The organism is Streptomyces sp. NPDC044033 (assembly GCF_056434425.1).
The window spans coordinates 54,159-71,269 of record NZ_JBWKFF010000022.1; the positions used below are offsets into that span (position 1 = coordinate 54,159).

At 72.4% G+C, this 17,111-nt stretch carries 12 protein-coding genes; 6 read left to right on the forward strand and 6 right to left on the reverse strand.

The annotated features are described in order from the left end of the window. Positions 1–16: 16 nt before the first annotated feature. From AC07AB_RS31610 to AC07AB_RS31630, 5 genes are all read right to left on the reverse strand, one after another. On the reverse strand, positions 17–1,807 hold the full coding sequence (locus AC07AB_RS31610; RefSeq protein ID WP_478574119.1) for a helix-turn-helix domain-containing protein: 1,791 nt from the start codon (positions 1,805–1,807) through the stop codon (positions 17–19). A 420-nt stretch (positions 1,808–2,227) separates the two neighbouring features. Continuing rightward, positions 2,228–2,899, reverse strand: coding sequence for a response regulator (locus AC07AB_RS31615; protein ID WP_478574122.1), 672 nt, complete (start codon positions 2,897–2,899; stop codon positions 2,228–2,230). Between the two features lie 55 nt (positions 2,900–2,954). Beyond that, positions 2,955–4,547: a M4 family metallopeptidase gene (locus AC07AB_RS31620; protein WP_478574125.1), complete on the reverse strand. Its 1,593-nt coding sequence runs from the start codon at positions 4,545–4,547 to the stop codon at positions 2,955–2,957. Positions 4,548–4,779: 232 nt separating this feature from the next. After that, positions 4,780–6,405 carry a M4 family metallopeptidase gene (locus tag AC07AB_RS31625; protein ID WP_478574128.1) on the reverse strand — a complete coding sequence of 542 codons (1,626 nt, stop codon included), beginning with the start codon at positions 6,403–6,405 and terminating at the stop codon, positions 4,780–4,782. Between the two features lie 305 nt (positions 6,406–6,710). Further along, positions 6,711–8,996 carry a M4 family metallopeptidase gene (locus tag AC07AB_RS31630; protein WP_478574131.1) on the reverse strand — a complete coding sequence of 762 codons (2,286 nt, stop codon included), beginning with the start codon at positions 8,994–8,996 and terminating at the stop codon, positions 6,711–6,713. Between the two features lie 476 nt (positions 8,997–9,472). On the opposite strand from AC07AB_RS31630, the gene AC07AB_RS31635 reads away from it, so the two are divergent. The 5 genes from AC07AB_RS31635 (at position 9,473) to AC07AB_RS31655 (ending at position 15,233) form a co-directional block, all read left to right on the forward strand. Beyond that, positions 9,473–10,003: a DinB family protein gene (locus tag AC07AB_RS31635; RefSeq protein WP_478574133.1), complete on the forward strand. Its 531-nt coding sequence runs from the start codon at positions 9,473–9,475 to the stop codon at positions 10,001–10,003. Between the two features lie 80 nt (positions 10,004–10,083). Beyond that, positions 10,084–10,608 carry a hypothetical protein gene (locus tag AC07AB_RS31640; RefSeq protein ID WP_478574136.1) on the forward strand — a complete coding sequence of 175 codons (525 nt, stop codon included), beginning with the start codon at positions 10,084–10,086 and terminating at the stop codon, positions 10,606–10,608. 35 nt (positions 10,609–10,643) lie between these two features. Continuing rightward, on the forward strand, positions 10,644–13,802 hold the full coding sequence (locus AC07AB_RS31645) for a tetratricopeptide repeat protein (protein WP_478574138.1): 3,159 nt from the start codon (positions 10,644–10,646) through the stop codon (positions 13,800–13,802). Positions 13,803–13,923: 121 nt separating this feature from the next. Beyond that, positions 13,924–14,565, forward strand: a complete 642-nt coding sequence (locus AC07AB_RS31650; RefSeq protein WP_478574141.1) for a class I SAM-dependent DNA methyltransferase — start codon at positions 13,924–13,926, stop codon at positions 14,563–14,565. Between the two features lie 107 nt (positions 14,566–14,672). Next, positions 14,673–15,233 (forward strand): GNAT family N-acetyltransferase, encoded by a 561-nt coding sequence (locus AC07AB_RS31655; RefSeq protein ID WP_478574144.1) that lies wholly within the window; start codon positions 14,673–14,675, stop codon positions 15,231–15,233. A gap of 89 nt (positions 15,234–15,322) precedes the next feature. Here AC07AB_RS31655 and AC07AB_RS31660 read toward each other — a convergent pair whose 3' ends face one another. Beyond that, a complete protein-coding gene (locus AC07AB_RS31660) occupies positions 15,323–15,889 on the reverse strand; it encodes a TetR family transcriptional regulator (protein ID WP_478574146.1) in 567 nt (188 codons plus the stop codon). 184 nt (positions 15,890–16,073) lie between these two features. Between AC07AB_RS31660 and AC07AB_RS31665 the strand changes: the two genes are divergently transcribed. Beyond that, the gene (locus AC07AB_RS31665; RefSeq protein WP_478574149.1) at positions 16,074–17,006 is read left to right on the forward strand and encodes an SDR family oxidoreductase; all 933 of its coding nucleotides are present in this window, start codon (positions 16,074–16,076) and stop codon (positions 17,004–17,006) included. Positions 17,007–17,111 lie beyond the last annotated feature (105 nt).

Below are 17,111 nucleotides of genomic sequence, written 5' to 3' on the forward strand. Positions count from 1 at the left end.
GCCCCGCCGGCCCGCGTCACCCCACCTCCGCCAGCAGCGCCCGGCACTCCCCTGCCACGCCCGCCATCCCCAACTCCGACGCCGCCCGCCGCGCCGCGCTCAGCAGGCCGACCGCCGCGCGGCGGCCGCCCGGGCCCCCGGCCCGTAGCTGGGCACGGGCCTCGTCCAGGCGGAGTCTGGCCATCTGCGGGGGTGAGGAGCGGGCCAGGCGGGCCGCGTGCCAGAAGTGCTGGAGGGCATGGGCGGGGTCGTTCTCGGTCAGGGCGAGCAGGCCGCTCCCGCGGGCCGCGGGGCCCAGGAGCACCGTCGGCCGGCCGGCCAGTGCCACCTCCGACGCGTGACCGGCCAGCATTTCCCGCAGTCGCTTCGCACCGTCCCGCGACTGGGACCCGTACCGGCCGGCCTTGTCCAGGCTCGCGTACGCCTCCGCCAGCAGCGCCGTCGCCGGTACCGACCAGCCGTGCGGGGGCAGGGCCGTGAACCCCCGGGTGTCCTGCGCGAATGCCGCGAGATGGTCCAGCGCGCGGTCGTAGCGGGCCGTCTCGCACAGGGCAAGGATCAGGCCCGCCCGCCACACCGGGAAGCAGCCGTGGCCCTCCGCGTCGTCCGCCATCCCGGAGTCGAACAGCTCCGCCATCCGGCCCTGTTCGCGCAGCAGCCAGTACGCCTGGCCCAGCCGGGTCCGGCGCAGGGTGCCGACGGGCACCACCAGGTCGGCCTCCAGCCCTTCGACGATGCCCCGGGACTCACCGAAGATCCAGTCCGCGGCCTCCTCGAACCGGCCGCGCCACAGGTCCAGCAGCGTGTCCAGAGTGGACTGCTGCCACGTGGTCAGCGCGCTGCGGCGGCGTGCGGCGTGCGCGCGGTGCCGTTCCACCGTGGCGAAGGCGCTGTCGATCCGGCCGACCCGGAGCTGGTCGATGGCCAGCGCCACCAGCGCCTCGCCGTGGAAGTGCGCCGAACGCGCCCGCGACGCCGCGTCCTGAAGCTCCTCCGACACGGTCAGCAGGTCGCCCGCCGGGGCGAAGTCGTACAGCCCCCAGCGGCACTCCGCCAGCACCTCGCAGCGCGCCTCCTCGCTGAGGCTGAGCCGGCGGCCGGGCGGCAGACCGCGCAGCTCCCGCAGCGTACGGCCGGCCTGCTGCGCGCCCCGCTCCGGGCCGGCCCACGGCACGGCGGTGTCCTCGCCCACCGCCGTCGACAGCCTCTTGGCCAGATGCGCGCTGAGCTGGAGCCGCAGCCCGTCGGCGGCCGGGGTCCCGTCGCCGTCCAGCGCGGCCAGTCCGCCGCGCAGCAGACGCGGCAGCTCCTGGTCCGCCCGGCCCGGGTCCGGCCAGCGGCGGGCGTAGCGCACGATGGCGTACGCCTGGGCCCGCGCATCGCCCGCCGCAGTCCGGTACGCCGCCAGGTACCACCGGCCGGCCTCCCGCATCTCCCCGGCCGTGTAGCGGGCGTCGCCGCTGCGGATGAGGCGGTCGAACTCCGCCCCGTACTCCGGCGTGCGGCCCGCCTCGGCCAGGCCGGGCTGCGGCTGCACCGGCTGCACCGGCCGCACCGGGGGCGTATCGCCCGCGGCGGACGGGGACTTCGCGCCGGTCGGCGGTACGAGGCCGGTCAACTCGCCCTCCGCGTCGAGCGCCACGTCGCAGCGGAGCGCCAGCTCGCGTACGGCCGGACCGTGTCCGTTCTCGACGCGGCTGAGGCAGTCCTTGCTGTAGTGCGTCAGCGCGGCAAGGCCGCCGAGTGAGAGATTCGCGGCCTCCCGTCGGCTGCGCAGCGCGTCGCCGAACCGCTCGTCTGACGTCATCTTCCCGCCCCCTGACGCCCGTTCCCGGCCCCCGCTGCCAAATATGCCTCGGGAACGGCCGGCGCCGCCCGCTTTCCCCCGGACCGGGCGAAGCAGGCTGATACGAGCACGGCCCGGCTCCAGGGAGAGGGGCGGGCCATCGCGAGGGCCTCGCCCAGCGCGCGTCCGTGGAACGGAGTCCCGCCCGTGCCGCACGGCGCGGAAGCTCCCGGTGGGCTCAGCGGTGGAGCGCTCCGGTCGGCTCGCGGCCGGTCAGCACGGCGGGCATGGCGGGGGCGGTTCCCGTACCCGCTGAGCGCCAAGGTCTACGGCGGCGTGCGGCTCGTACCGTCCGACCGGGCCGAGCCTGTCACCGGGCGGAGGAGTACGGACACCGCGCACCGGATATCGCGCACCGGACATTGGGGAGGGCCGCCCCGGCTACTCGACCAGCCCCGCCTCGTACGCCAGGATCGCCGCCTGCACCCGGTTCTTCAGCGAGAGCCGCGACAGGATGGCGCTCACATACGCCTTCACCGTGCCCTCCACCAGATACAGCCGTGCCGCGATCTCCGCGTTCGACAGGCCGCTGCCGAGCAGGGCCAGCACTTCGCGTTCGCGGGTGGTCAGTTCCTCCACGCGGCCGCGGGCCGCCGCCGCCTTGGAGAGCTGGCCGCCGCTGAGGCGGGCGATGACGCGCTGGGCGATCCGCGGGGAGAGGAACGCGGCGCCGCCGGCCACGGCCTGTACCCCCGCGATCAGTTCGCGAGGGTCGCCGGACTTGAGCAGGAAGCCGCTGACTCCGCTGCTCAGCGCCTGGGTGATGTACTCGTCCTCGGAGAACGTGGTGAGCATGACCACGGCCGAGTCCGGCGCGGTGCGCCGGAGCTCGGCCGCGGCCTGGAGCCCGTCGAGGCGGGGCATCCGGATGTCGAGGAGCGTGACGTCCGGGCGGTGCTTGAGCGTCAGATCCACGGCCTCGCGGCCGTCCGCCGCCTCTGCGACGACTTCGATGTCGGGGGATGCGGACAGTACGGCCCGTACGCCCGCGCGGATCATCGCTTCGTCATCCGCGAGCAGAACTCGGATCACGGTAGTGGCTCCCCCGTACATCGAAATCGATCGGTCGGGTCGCTACTTTACGTCGGCCGCTCCATCAGGCGGGTCGTCACTTTACGTTGACGCCCGTCCAAGCCGCGCCGACGGTCTTGTATTCCGTGCTGTTCTGCCCGTACAGCGCGCCCGCCGCCTTCAGCGTCGCGACCCGGGCGGCCTTGTAGTCGGTGGTGGAAGTCATATAGGTGGTGAGCGCCTTGTACCAGATCTTGACGGCCTTGTCCCGGCCGATGCCGGTGACCTTCTTGCCGTCGTAGGTCGGGCTGTCGTACTTCACCCCGTCGATCGTCTTCGGGCCGCTGCCCTCCGACAGCAGGAAGAAGAGGTGGTTGGCGACGCCGGAGGAGTAGTGCACATCGAGGTCGCCGAGCGACGAGGACCAGTAGTCGGGCGAGATGCCGTCCTTGCTGGGCTTGTCCATGTAGCGCAGCGGGGTGCCGTCGCCGTTGATGTCGATCTGCTTGCCGATGAGGTAGTCGCCGCGCTCCTTGGCGTTCTTGGCGTAGAACTCCACGGCGGTGCCGAAGATGTCGGAGGTGGCCTCGTTGAGGCCGCCGGACTCGCCGGTGTACTCCAGGTTGGCGGTGGCCGAGGTGACGCCGTGGCTCATCTCGTGGCCCGCGACGTCCAGGGAGGTGAGGGGCTTCTTGTCGCCCTCGCCGTCGCCGTAGGTCATGCAGAAGCAGTCGTCGTCCCAGAAGGCGTTGACATAGCTCTTGCCGAAGTGGACACGGGAGTAGGCGGCCTTGCCGTTGTTCTTGATGCCGTTGCGGCCCAGCACCTTCTTGTAGAAGTCCCAGGTGGCGGCGGCGCCGTACTGCGCGTCGACGGCGGCCGTCTGCTGGATCGTGGGCTTGCCGTTGCCCCAGACGTCGTCGGCGTCGAGGAACGTCTTGCCCTTGCCGGTCTCGGAGCCCTGGAGGTTGAACGTCTGGTGGCCGCCGCGGGCGTTGTCCTTCATGAGGTAGGACTTGCCGCTCTTGACCGAGCCGACCGGAACCTTGCCGCTGTACTGGCCGGTTCCGGTGCCGGTCTCCACGGCCTGGTACTCGTACAGCTTCGCGCCGGTGGCCGCGTCCGTGACGACGTGCAGCTTGCTGGGCGTGCCGTCGTCCTGGAAGCCGCCGAGCACGGTCTCGTACGCGAGGGTGGGGGTGCCCTTGGCGGCCCAGATCACCTTGCGCGGCGCGGTGTTCACCGTCGGCGCGACGCCCGCCTTCAGGCCGGCCACCTTGCGGGCGGCGGCCAGCGCCGACGTGCGGGCGGCGGCCGGTGCCTGCTTCGCGGCGGTGGTCGGCACCGCGATGGCGGCGTCGGTGGCCTTGGTGACCTCCTCGACCTTGCCGTCCTCGGCCTGGTGGACGACCAGGTCGCCGCCGAGCACCGGGAGCCCGGCGTACGTGCGCTCGTACCGGGTGTGGACGGCGCCGTCGGGATCCTTGACGACGTCCCGGGCTATGAGCTTCTCCTTGGCGCCGAGGCCCAGGTGTGCGGCGGAGGCGGCCGCGGGGTCGGCGGCCTCGGCGGAACCGGTGGTGAACGCGGTGGCGAGCAGGGCCGCCGCTACGGTCGCCGCGCCGGTGGCGACGGCGGTGCGGCGGTATCTGTGACGGTCGGTACGGGAATTGCGAGAAGAAGTGCGCACGCGGAACTCCTCTGGCCGTGGTGCCGGTCGCCGGAGATCGCGACCGACTGATCACAGTTTTATCGAACTCGCGTGCGTATCGGGAGGGAATCGACAGGTCCGCCGTGCGGTGCACGGTAAAGAATTCACCAACTCCGGATAGCGGACGGGGGCGGCGCCCGGGCCTCGGCCCGGACACCGCCCCAAGTACCTCAGCGATCAGGCCGGTTCGAACCGGCCGCCGCGCCGTCGGTCACTTCACGTTGACGCCGGCCCAGGCCGCGTCCACGCCCTTGTACTCCTTGCTGTCCTTGCCGTACAGGTCGCCCGCGGCCTTCAGCGACGCCTCACGGGCGCCCTTGTAGTCCGTGTTGGACGTCATGTAGGTCGTCAGCGCCTTGAACCAGACCTTCTCGGCCTTGTCGCGGCCGATGCCTTCGACCTTCTTGCCGTCCTTGGTCGGGCTGTCGTACTTGACGCCGTTGATCTCCTTGGCGCCGCTGCCCTCGGACGCCAGGTAGAACCAGTGGTTGGCGACGCCGGACGAGTAGTGCACGTCCGTGTTGCCGACGTCCGAGGACCAGTAGTCCGCGGACTGGCCGTCCTTGCTGGGCTTGTCCATGTAGCGCAGCGGGGTGCCGTCGCCGTTGATGTCGATCTTCTCGCCCATGAGGTAGTCGCCCGGGTCCTCGGCGTTCTTGGCGTTGAACTCGACCGCCGTGCCGAAGATGTCGGAGGTGCCCTCGTTCAGGCCGCCGGACTCGCCGCTGTACTCCAGGTTGGCGGTGGCCGAGGTGACCCCGTGGCTCATCTCGTGCGCCGCCACGTCGATCTCGGTGAGGGGCTTCTTGTCGCCCTCGCCGTCGCCGTAGGTCATGCAGAAGCAGCTGTCGTCCCAGAAGGCGTTGACGTAGCCGTTGCCGTAGTGGACGCGGGAGGTCGCGCCCTTGCCGTCGCCCTTGATGCCGTCGCGGCCGTGCACGTTCTTGTAGTAGTCCCAGGTGACCTGGGCGCCGTACGCGGCGTCCACGGCGGCGGTCTCCGGGTTGTCCGGCTTGCCGTTGCCCCACTCGTCCTTGTCCTTGGTGAAGAGCTTGCCCTCACCGGACTGGCCGTGGTCCAGGTTGAGCGTCTTGTGGCCGCCGCGGCCCTTGTCCGTCAGGGAGAAGCCGCTGCCCTCCTTGGAGGTGCCGAGCTCGACCTTGCCGCTGTACTCGCTGGTGCCGGCGCCGTTCTCGATGCCCTGGTACTCGAAGATCTTCTTGCCGGTGTCGGCGTCCGTGATGACGTGCAGCTGGTTGGGCGTGCCGTCCTTCTGGAAGCCGCCGACCACGGTCTCGTACGCGAGGGTGGGGGTGCCCTTGGCGGCCCAGATCACCTTGCGCGGCGCCTTGTCGGCGGCGGCCTTGTCGCCGGTCACGGCCTTGGAGACCTTCAGCGCGCTCTGCTGGGCGGCCTTCGGCGCCACCTTCGGCGTGAGCGAGGCGACCTTGATGGACGCCTTCGTCGACTTGCTGACGTCCTTGACCTTGCCGCCCTTGGCCTGGTGGACGACCAGGTCGCCGCCGAGCACGGGCAGGCCCGCGTACGTACGGTCGTACCGGGTGTGCACGGTGCCGTCGACGTCCTTGATGACGTCCTTGACGACCAGCTTCTCCTGCGAGCCGAGGCCGAGCGTCTTCGCCGCGTTCGCCGTGGTGGCGTTGGCGTTGTGCATCAGCTCCACCCGCTGCGAGGGGGAGAGCTTGACGGACTGCGCGCCCAGCTCTCTCGCCGTGGGGGAGGCTCCCGCGGAGCCGGTCGTCAGGCCGGTGGTGACCAGGGCGGCAGCGGTGACGACGGCCGCGGCGGCGGATATACGGGTAGCGCGAGTCCTCACGCGAACTCCTTCTTGCTGTGGGGGTTCGGTCCGGACTGTGGGGAAGAACTGTCCGGACCGAAACAAGAGGTGTGGGTGTGACGTGCGGTGTGAGACTCCCATCCGAGGCGCGTACATGTCACGGGTCGAACATCAGGTTGGCTTGAATTCGTTCGTTCGCCGTTGATTCACATCCGGATAACGAACAGGACATGGCGGGGACCGCGGGAATGGGTAAGACGCCGCCCGGGGGAGTCGAACTCTCCCCGGACGGCGTCTCGTTCGGTCGTCTGCCGGTCAGCCGTGCACCGCAGACCGTGGTGGGATCAGAAGGTCAGCTTCCAGCTGTCGATGAACCCGGTGTCACCTGCGTATACGTCCTGGACCCGCAGTTTCCAGACACCGCTGGCCGATTCCGCGGAGGCGTTGACGGTGTACGTGGCGTTCACGTTCTCCGCCGAGTCCCAGGGGTCGGCGTTCTTCAGCCGGTAGGTCTTGCCGCTCGGCGAGACCAGTTCGACGACCAGGTCGCCGCGGTAGGTGTGCTTGATGTTCACGTCCACCTTCAGCGCGGCCGAGGCGTTGCCGCTGCGGGTCACGGTCACCGGCGAGGTGACCGCCGCGCCCGAGTCGGGGATCGCGACGTCGGTGGTGTTCTCGAACTCGCCGGCCTCGGTGGTGTTCACGGTCCACTTGAAGGCGGCCGTGCCCGTCTTGTTGGCCGAGTCCGTCACCGTCACGGTCACATTGCTCGTGCCGACGGCCGTCGGAGTGCCGGAGACCACGCCCGTCGCGGTGTCGATCGTGAGACCGGCGGGCAGGCCGGTCGCCGCGTACTTCAGCGCGCCCGGGTTGGTGCTCGTCGCCTTGATCTGAAGGCTCACGGGCTGGTTGAGCTTGCTCGTCTGGTCACCGGGGCCGGTCACCGAGACGCCCCCTGAGGGGGCCCGGCTGCCGACGGCGATGGCGGCCCAGGCGTTCGCCGCGTTGTTGTAGGTCTCGCTGCCGACGCCGTACAGCTCGCCCGCTGCCCACAGCGTCGCCTCACGCGCGCCCGCGTAGTTGGTGTTGGAGCGCATCCGCTGGGTCAGCGCCTTGAACCAGATCTTCGCCGCGTTGTCCCGGCCGATGCCGGTGACCGGCAGTCCGTCGGAGGTCGGGCTGTCGTAGTGCACGCCGTTGATGTCCTTCGGGCCGCTGCCCTCGGACGCCAGGTAGAACCAGTGGTTGGCCGGGCCCGACGAGTAGTGCACGTCGATGCCGCCGAGGCCGGAGTACCAGCTGTCCTTGGACGGCCCGTCCTTGCTGGGCTTGTCCATGTAGCGCAACGGGGTGCCGTTCCCGTTGATGTTGATCTTCTCGCCGATCAGGTAGTCGCCGACGTCGCTCGTGTTGTTGGCCCAGAACTCGACGGCCGTCGCCATGATGTCCGAGGTGGCCTCGTTGAGGCCGCCGGACTCACCGCTGTAGGTGAGGTTGGCGGTGGCGGAGGTGACGCCGTGCGTCATCTCGTGCGCGGCCACGTCGATCGAGGTCAGCGGCTTGGAGTTGCCGGAGCCGTCGCCGTAGGTCATGCAGAAGCAGCTGTCGTCCCAGAAGGCGTTGACGTAGGCGTTGCCGTAGTGGGTGCGGCTGTACGCGCCGACGCCGTCGCCCCGGATGCCGGAGCGCCCGTGCACGTTCTTGTAGTAGTCCCAGGTGAGCTGCGCGCCGTAGTGCGCGTCGACGCCGGCCGTCGCCGGGTCGTTCGTCGCCCCGTTGCCCCAGACGTCGTCGGCGTCGGTGAACAGCGTGCCGGTGCCGGACGAGCCGTGGTTGAGGTTGTACGTCTTGTGGCCGCCGCGCGTCGCGTCGGTCATCTGGAACGAACTGCCCGACCCGGATGTGCCGATGGTGACCTTGCCGCTGTACTGGCTGTTGCCCGTGCCGTTCTTGATGCCCTGGTACTCGAAGATCTTCTTGCCGGTCTTGGCGTCCGTGATGACGTGCAGCTGGTTGGGCGTGCCGTCGTCCTGGAAGCCGCCGACCACGGTCTCGTACGCGAGGGTGGGGGTGCCGTTGGCCGCCCAGATCACCTTGCGCGGCGCCTTGTCCGCGGTGGTCTTCTCCGAACCCTGCGCCTTCGCCGCGGCGACCGCGGACCTCTCGGCGGCGGACGGGGCGACGGCGGCCTTGGTCGTGGCCACCCGCACGCGCGCCTTCGTGGCCTTGGCCACCGACCGGAGTTTGCCGCTCTTGGACTCGTCGACGACCAGGTCGCCGCCGAGCACGGGCAGTCCGTCGTACGTCCGCTCGTACCGGGTGTGCACCGTGCCGTCGACGTCCTTCGTGGCGTCCCGGACGACGAGCTTCTCCTTGGCCCCGAGGCCCAGGCTCTTGGCTGTCTCCGCCTTGGTCGCGTTCGCGTCCTTGAGCAGTTCGGCGCGTTGCGACGGTGAGAGCTTGACCGGCTGCGCGCCGGGATCGGCCTTGGCGATCACCTTGCCGCCGGCCGCGGACGAGTCGTCCGGGCGGGCCGAGGCAGAACCGGTCTGTACTCCGACGGCGAGCATGGCTCCCGCGGCGACGAGAGCGCCGGTCGCCATGGCGCGCCGATGGGGGGTGCGTCTCACGCTGACTCCTTCTGCGGTGGCCGCGACGGGAGGCGCGGCCGACGGAGGCCGGGCGGCGGGGTGGTCGCCCGGGCAGATCGAGGCAGAACAGATGGAGCATCCGCCGCATCGGAGCCGGCCCGGACCGATTGGGTCGGGGCAGCCGTGATGCGCCGGGCGTGGGGGGAGAGCGGCGACGCCGGGCCGGATGGGGATGGGGGAGCGGAGCGTCAACCGAGGGAAGAGTGGCACCGGTAGCCGCCATATGTCAGGAGCGTGTCAAGAATTGGCTGGAAACCGTCCGTTGCGCGGCAACGGCCGTTCGTATAGCGGTTGTACGGTGCCTGCCGTACGGGATGTACGGCGCACGGGCCGACCCGCCGCCACGTGTGTACGGCGGCCGACGCGGCCGCCCGTACGGTGAGCGCCGACCGGACCGTACGACAGGGGGCCGGTGAGGTCTGGGACGTACGTACGACGATCCGTACGATCTCCGCATGACGATGCCACCGCTGCCCGACGGAGAACCGCCGCTCCATCTCGGCGACCCGCGCGAACTCGCCGACCAGTACCTCGACTACTACCGCGGCGCGCTGCTCCGCAAGCTCGACGGCCTCGACGGCGCCGGGCTGCGCACCAGCCGGCTGCCGTCCGGGTGGACGCCGCTGGAGCTGGTCAGACACCTGACCTGGGTCGAACTGCGCTGGTTCTGCTGGGGTTTCGAGGGCGAAGCCATGGTGGAGGAGCGTGCGTGGGGCGACCGGGGGCCGGACGGTCGCTGGCACGTCCCCGAGCGGGAGACGGCCGACACGCTACGGGCCGCCTTCACCGCCCAGTGCGAGCGCTCCCGCGAGATCGCCTCCGGAGTGCCGAGCGGCCAACGCGCCCTCACCGGCGGCCGGTTCGCCACCGAGGAGGACGCGCCGACACTCGGCTGGATCCTCTTCCACGTGCTCCAGGAGTACGCCCGCCACGTCGGCCAGCTCGACGTGGTGCGTGAGCTGGCGGACGGCACGACGGGGGAGTGACGCCGGTACTCTTCGGGGCAGTGACGGACCGGGCGGAGCGTCTACTCGCCCGTACAGCAACGAGCTCGAAGGAGAACCGGATGCTGACGGAGGCGTTGGCCGCGCTGGCCGGGGCGGGCGGCACGGCGGTGGTCCAGGCGGCCGGTACGGACGCGTGGACCGCGTTCCGGGACCGGCTCGCGGCGGTTTTCGGCCGGGGCGGTGAACGGAGCGCCCGCACGACGCTGGAGCGGCTGGACCATACGGCCGGGGAACTGACCGCCGGCACGCCGGACGGTTCGCCGGGCGCCTCGCCGGACGCCTCGCGCGACGACGAACTGCGCGACCGGCTGCGGGACCGCTGGCAGAACCGGATCGCCGACCTCCTGGAGGACCTCGACGACACGGAACGGGACGCCGCGGCCGAGGAGTTGCGCGCCGCCGTCTCCCTCGTCGACCGCAGCATCGGCGACGCGCGCGGCGCCCAGGTCGCGGGCGACCGCGGCCTCGCCGCCGGCTCCGTCACCGCACGCGCCGAACAGGGCTCGATCGCGGGCGGCGTGGTCAACATCGACGGGGGCGTGACCCTGGGAAACCCCTCCGGGCCGGATTCGCCCCAGAACTGAGGGAATCCGGCCCGGCCCCCGCGAACGGGGGGCCTGTGCCGCGGCCCGCGGGGGCCGTCGCCGCGAGCGACGGCTCGATCGCCGCGCTGCGCATCGGCCAGGTCGTGGTCAACGGCGCGGGCCGGCCGCCGGTCCGCTGGCCGCACCAGGTCGGCGCCATCCCCGGCCGCGCCGACTGCTTCCAGCACCGGCTGGCCGTCGACGACCTCGACGCGGCGGTGGCCGACGGCGGCACGGCCGTGCTCTGCCAGGTCATCTCCGGCACCGGCGGCGTCGGCAAGACACAGCTCGCCGCCCACTACGCCCGCCGCCAGTGGGACAGCGGCGGGGTGGACCTGCTGGTGTGGGTCACCGCGAGCGGCCGGGACGCCGTCGTCTCCGCGTACGCGCACGCCGCCGCCCAGGTCGCCGACCCCGGCGACACCGATCCGGAGCAGGCCGCCCGTTCCTTCCTGAGCTGGCTGGAGACCACGGCGGCGCGCTGGCTGGTGGTGCTCGACGACCTCGCCGACCCCGGTCTGCTGCGCGGCCTGTGGCCGCCGCGCGCCGGCGCCGGCCGGGTGATCGTCACCACCCGCCGCCGCGACGCCGCGCTGACCGGCAGCGGCCGGCGGCTGATCAGCGTCGGCCTGTTCAGCCCGCTGGAGGCCGCCGCCTATCTGACCGCGACCCTCGCCACGCACGGCCGGGCGGACGACGAGGAGCAGATCCGCGCGCTGGCGGCCGACCTGGGCTATCTGCCGCTGGCCCTCGCCCAGGCCGCCGCGTACCTGATCGACCGCGGTCTGGACTGCGCCGCCTACCGCCAGCGGTTCGCGGACCGCCGGAGGGCCCTCGCCGAGGTGCTTCCCGAGGACGGCGCCCTCCCCGACGAACAGCGGACCTCGGTGGCCGCGACCTGGTCGCTCTCCATCGAGCTGGCCGACCGGCTCGCACCGCGCGGCCTGGCCCGGCCGCTGCTCCAACTGGCCTGCCTCCTCGACGCCAACGGCATCCCCGCCGCCGTCCTCACCAGCCCCGCGGCCCTCACCTACCTCACCGAGCACCGAGGGGAGAACGGCGCCGAGCACCGGGGACGGAGCGGCGCCGGGCACCCGGGGCAGGGCGGCGGCGGCCGGGACGTGGACGAGGAGGCCGCGAGCGACGCCCTGCACTGCCTGCACCGGCTCAACCTCGCCGACCTCGCGGACCCGGCGGTGCCCGGCCCCGGAACCCCCGCCGCGCCCGTACGCGCGTACGCCGACGCCGCCCACCGCTCCCTGCGCGTACACGGCCTGATCCAGCGCGCCACCCGCGACGAGCTGACCGCCGACGCCCTCGACCGGGCGGTACGGGCCGCCGCCCGCGCCGTGCTCCAAGCGTGGCCGACGGCCGGGACGGCCGCCGAACACCGGGTGCTGCGGGCCAACACCGATGCCCTGGACACCCACGCGGGCCCCCGGCTGTGGTCGGCCGGCGCCCACCCCGTGCTGGTACGAGCCGCGCAGAGCCTCTGGGAGTCCGGGGCCGTCGTCGCCTCGATCGGCGCCACCCGCCGCCTCTACGAGGCGGCGGCGCTGCACCTCGGCGCCGCGCACCCCGACACCCTCGCCGTCCGCGGCGAACTGGCCCTGCGGCAGGGGCGCGCGGGGGACTGGGCGAAGGCCGCCGCCGCGACCGAGGAACTCCTCGCCGAGCGGCAGCGGACGCTGGGCCTCGCGCACCCGGAGACGCTCCTCACCCAGCGCGATCTCGCCAACTGGCTCGCCAACGGCCGCGACTGGCTCGGGGCCATCGCCGTCACCGAGGCGATGCTCGCCACCCAGCAGGACGCCCTGGGCCCCGAGCACCCCGACATCCTCGCCACCCGCCGCAACCTCGCCCAGCTGCGCCGCGACAGCGGCGACTGGGAGGGCGGGGCCGCCGACAACGCGGACGTACTCGCCGCGCAGAAGCGGCTGCTGGGCCTCGCGGACGCCTCCATCCTGCCGACCTGCCACCGGATCGCCGAGTGGCGGCTGACCGCGGGGGACCGGGCCGGGGCGGTCGCGGTCTGGGAGGAGCTGCTGAGCGAGCGCGAGCGGGAGCTGGGCCGGGAGCACCCCGGCACCCTCGCCACCCGGCTCCATCTCGCCCAGTGGCGGGCGCAGGCGGGCGACCCGGCCGGCGCGGCCGCCGAGACCCGGGAACTGCTGGAGGAGCAGGAACGGGTCCTGGGCCGTGACCACCCGGACACCCTCGCCACCCGCCGCCACCTCGCCGACCGGCTCGTGCACGTACGGGACCGGCAGGGCGCGGTCGCCGAGACCGAGGTGCTGCTGAGCGACCTGGAACGGCTGCTGGGCCGGGACCACCCCGAAACGCTGGCGGCCCGCCGGGCGCTGGCCGACCGGCGGGGGCAGGCGGGCGACTGGGCGGGCGCCATCGCCGAGACGGAGGAGCTGCTGACGGAACTGGCGCGGCTGTGGGGGCCCGGCCACCCCGAGACGCTGCTGATGCGCCGTACGCTCGCCGCCCGGCGCGGGCAGGCCGGCGACTGGGCCGGGGCGATGGCGGAGACCGAGGCGCTCCTCGTGGAGCAGGAGCGGGTGCTGGGCCGCGGCCACCCCGCCACGCTGGCCACCCGCAGCGCCATGGCCGAACGCCGCGGCCACGCCGGGGACTGGGCGGGCGCCATCGCCGTCACCGAGGAGCTGCTGGCCGACCAGCGGCGGCTGCTGGGCCCGGCGCACCGGGATACCTGGGCGACCCGCCGCAGGCTCGCCGACCGCCGGGGCCAGGCCGGGGACATCGCGGGCGCGGTCGGCACGCTGCACGAGGTGCTCGCCGAACAGCGCACCGAGCTGGGCCAGGACCACCCCGAGACCTGGACGACCCGCCTCCATCTGGCGCACTGGGTGGGCATGTCCCGCGACTGGGACGGCGCGATGGAGATGCTGGAGGAGGTGCTGGCCGAGAAGCGGCGGGTGCTGGGGCCGGACCACCCGGACCTGCTGGCCACCCGGCGGCGGCTCGCGACCTGGTGGGAGAGCTCGGGGGACTGGGCCGGGGCCAACGAGACGCTGGTGCATCTGCTCGCCGAGCACGAACGGGTCCTGGGCCCGGACCACCCCGACACCCGCGCCGTGCGCCGCCGCCTCGCCCGCTGGCGCATGCCGTCGTACCAGAAGCCCAGGGGCGCGAAGGGCGCCAGGAGGGGGGCCAAGCCGCGGTGACGTCGGGGCGCGGCGTGGTTGTCCGCCGTTCCGCTCCGCCCTAGCCTCCTCCCATCGTCCTATTCGTCCTGTCGGCGCCGGAGGCCCGCGGCGGCAGCACCGGCGTCGAGAGGCGGCACCCGTGGCCGAGCGGTTCAATGTGCGGCACCCGATCCTGAAGCGGATGTACCACCTCGACGGCGACGTCGAGAAGCGCACGGACATCTACGACGACTGGGCCGGCGCGTACGACGAGGACACCGTCGAGCACCTCGGCTACGTCGGCCCGCCCCTCGTCGCCGGCCTCGTGGCGGAACTGGTCCCCGCCGACACCCCCGTCCTGGACGCCGGCTGCGGTACGGGCCTGGTGGGCGCGGAACTGGCGGCGCGCGGCTTCACGGTCATCGACGGGGCCGACCTGTCCGAGGGCATGCTGAAGGTCGCCCGGAGCAAGGGCGTCTACCGGCGGCTGGAACGCGCGGACATCACCCGCCCGCTGCCCTTCGACCCCGGCGGCTACTCCGCGGTGACCTGCGTCGGCACGTTCACGGCGGGGCACGTGGGCCCGGAGGGGATCGACCCGCTTCTCGCGGTCGCGAGCCGGGGCGGGTACGTCGTGATGACGGTGCTGACCCAGGTCTGGGAGGACATGGGCTTCGCCCGCCACGTGGCCGAACTGACGTGGCGGGGCACCGCCGTTCTCGTGGAGGACCGGCCCGACCAGACGTACCACACCAGCGAACACGTCACGTGCCGTGTGGTGGTGCTGCGCGCGGAGGGGTGAGGGGGCAGGGCTCGCGCGGAGCGGTGACGGGGGCAGGGCTCGCGCGGAGCGGTGTCAGGGGCCGAGCTCGCGCGGGCGCGTGTCCATTGCCCGGCTAGAGTGAATCAGTGATCATTCCTAGTGAAGTGCTGCCCGGCGGCGCCCTTTTGCGGCTGCTTTCCTCCGATGACGCGGAAGCGCTGCATCTCGCTTACAAGGCGAACCGGGAATACCTGGCCCCGTGGGAACCCCGCCGTACGGAGAGCTTCTTCACCGTCGAGGGCCAGGCGGCCCGTATCGCCGAGCAATTGAAGAGCTTCTCCGAGCGGCGTGCCGTGCCCTGGATAATGGAGAGCGACGGTGCCGTCATCGGCACGATCACGCTCTCGGGGCTGGTATTCGGCCCTTTCCGCAGCGCGTATCTGGGTTACTGGGTGGCCGTCGACCAGCAGGGCAGGGGGCTGGCCGGCGCCGCCGTGGGGAGCGTCTGCCGCGCGGCCCGCGACCGCGTCGGCCTGCACCGCGTCGAGGCCGCGACGCTGCCCGACAACGCCGCGTCGCAGCGCGTGCTGGAGAAGAACGACTTCGAGCCGATCGGCATGGCTCCGCGCTATCTGCACATCAATGGGGAATGGCGGGACCACCGCATGTTCCAGCGGATTCTGCACGACGGTCCGCCGGAAAACTGACAGACCTCTACATTCGCGACCGCGGTGACGAGGCATCGGTCCTGACCTTTTCCGCCCGCGGCCATCCGCCCGCGGCCATCCGCCCGCGGTTATCCGCCCGCGGCCACTGATTTGAGACCGTCGAGGGACTCGCGGAAGAAATCCGCCAGGGTGCGCTCACCGCTGTCGCCGACCCAGCGTCCGAACCCGACCTTGAATACGGCCATGCCCGCCTCCGCGGTGAGGCTCGCGGCCGGCTCCTCGACGCCGCGTCGGCGCAGCGCGGCGGCGAGCGCGGCGGACAGCGACGCCAGCTTGATCAACTCGCGCTCGCGCAGCTCCGTGTTGGCCATGATGACGGCCTGGCGCTGCCGGGCCCGCTCGTGGCCGCCGAAGTGCCGGTCGGCGATGGCCTCCAGCGTCGAGGCCATCGCGTCGATGGGCGCGACCGTCTCCGGGACGCCGGTGAAGGTGTCGACGAATGCCCGTTCCAGCGCGTGCGCCTGCCCGAAGAGCACCTCGCGCTTGTCCGCGTAGTGCCGGAAGAACGTCCGCTCGGTGAGTCCGGCCCGTTCGGCGATCTGCGCGGCGGTGGTCTGCTCGAACCCGCGCTCGGCGAACAGGTCCAGCGCCGCTTGCTGAAGACGTCCGCGCGCGTTGGGTTCCCATCGGCTCATGCGCTGATTCTACCGTCGGTTCCACGTGATGGCAGTTACTGACGTCGGGTGCTACTGTCGATGACAGTTACTGACATCGACGCGTCCGCCACACGTGCGCACCGACCGGCAGCCCGGTGCGTGCGACCCCTGGTGCCCAGCGGCTCAGAGGCGAGGACGGTCGACCTACCGGGAGGTAATCCTCATGCGTGTATTCGTCACCGGCGCGTCCGGCTGGATCGGTTCGGCCGTCGTCCCCGAACTCCTCGACGCGGGCCACCAGGTCGTCGGGCTCGCCCGCTCGGACGCCTCGGCCGCCGCGCTCACCGAGGCCGGCGCCGAGGTGCGCCGCGGCACGATCGACGATCTCGACACTCTGCGCGGCACCGCCGCCGAGTCCGACGGGGTGATCCACCTCGCCTTCAAGCACGACATCGCGTTCAGCGGCGGCTTCGACGAGGCCGCCGACGCGGACCGGTGGGCCATCGACGCGATCGGCGAGGCGCTCGCCGGCTCCGACCGCCCGTTCCTCATCGCCGGCGGAACCCTCGGGCTGACTCCGGGGCGGGTGGCCACGGAGCGGGACGGCCAGGCGTCCGCCCAGGAGGGCGCCCACGGCAGCGGCCCGTCCAAGCGGATGGCCAACGCGCGGGCTACGGTCGCCCTCGCGGAGCGCGGCGTCCGCTCGTCCGTCGTGCGGCTCCCCCCGACCGTGCACGGCGACGGGGACCATGGCTTCCTCGCCGCCATCGTCGCGGTCGCCCGCGAGAAAGGCGTCTCCGGTTACATCGGCGATGGCACCAGCCGCTGGCCCGCCGTCCACCGGTCCGACGCCGCGCGCCTCTTCCGCCTGGCGCTGGAGGGCGCTCCGGCGGGCTCGACGCTGCACGCGATCGCGGACGAGGGGGTGCCGATCCGTGACATCGCCGAGGTGATCGGGCGCCACCTCGGCCTGCCCACCGCCTCGGTATCGCCCGACGACGCCCCTGGGCACTTCACCTGGCTGGCATCCTTCCTCGGCCTGGACAGCCCGGCCTCCAGCGCCCGCACCCGCGAACTGCTGGACTGGCAGCCGACCCGCCCCGGACTCCTCGACGACCTCGACAAGGGCCACTACTTCGCCGACCGTCCGGCCTGAGCGCGGGCGCCGCTCGGGTACTTGACCTGCTTGGGCGCTTGACCAGCTCAGGTGCTTGATCGGCTGAGGTGCTCGACCTGCTCGGGCGTGGGCGCCGCTCGGACG

What these genes read in the sequence shown, in the direction of transcription:
- AC07AB_RS31610 (WP_478574119.1), bottom strand. Translation starts at nt 1,807, where the DNA reads ATGACGTCAGACGAGCGGTTCGGCGACGCGCTGCGCAGCCGACGGGAG.
- AC07AB_RS31615 (WP_478574122.1), bottom strand. Translation starts at nt 2,899, where the DNA reads ATGTACGGGGGAGCCACTACCGTGATCCGAGTTCTGCTCGCGGATGAC.
- AC07AB_RS31665 (WP_478574149.1), top strand. Translation starts at nt 16,074, where the DNA reads ATGCGTGTATTCGTCACCGGCGCGTCCGGCTGGATCGGTTCGGCCGTC.
- AC07AB_RS31640 (WP_478574136.1), top strand. Translation starts at nt 10,084, where the DNA reads ATGCTGACGGAGGCGTTGGCCGCGCTGGCCGGGGCGGGCGGCACGGCG.
- AC07AB_RS31660 (WP_478574146.1), bottom strand. Translation starts at nt 15,889, where the DNA reads ATGAGCCGATGGGAACCCAACGCGCGCGGACGTCTTCAGCAAGCGGCG.
- AC07AB_RS31635 (WP_478574133.1), top strand. Translation starts at nt 9,473, where the DNA reads ATGACGATGCCACCGCTGCCCGACGGAGAACCGCCGCTCCATCTCGGC.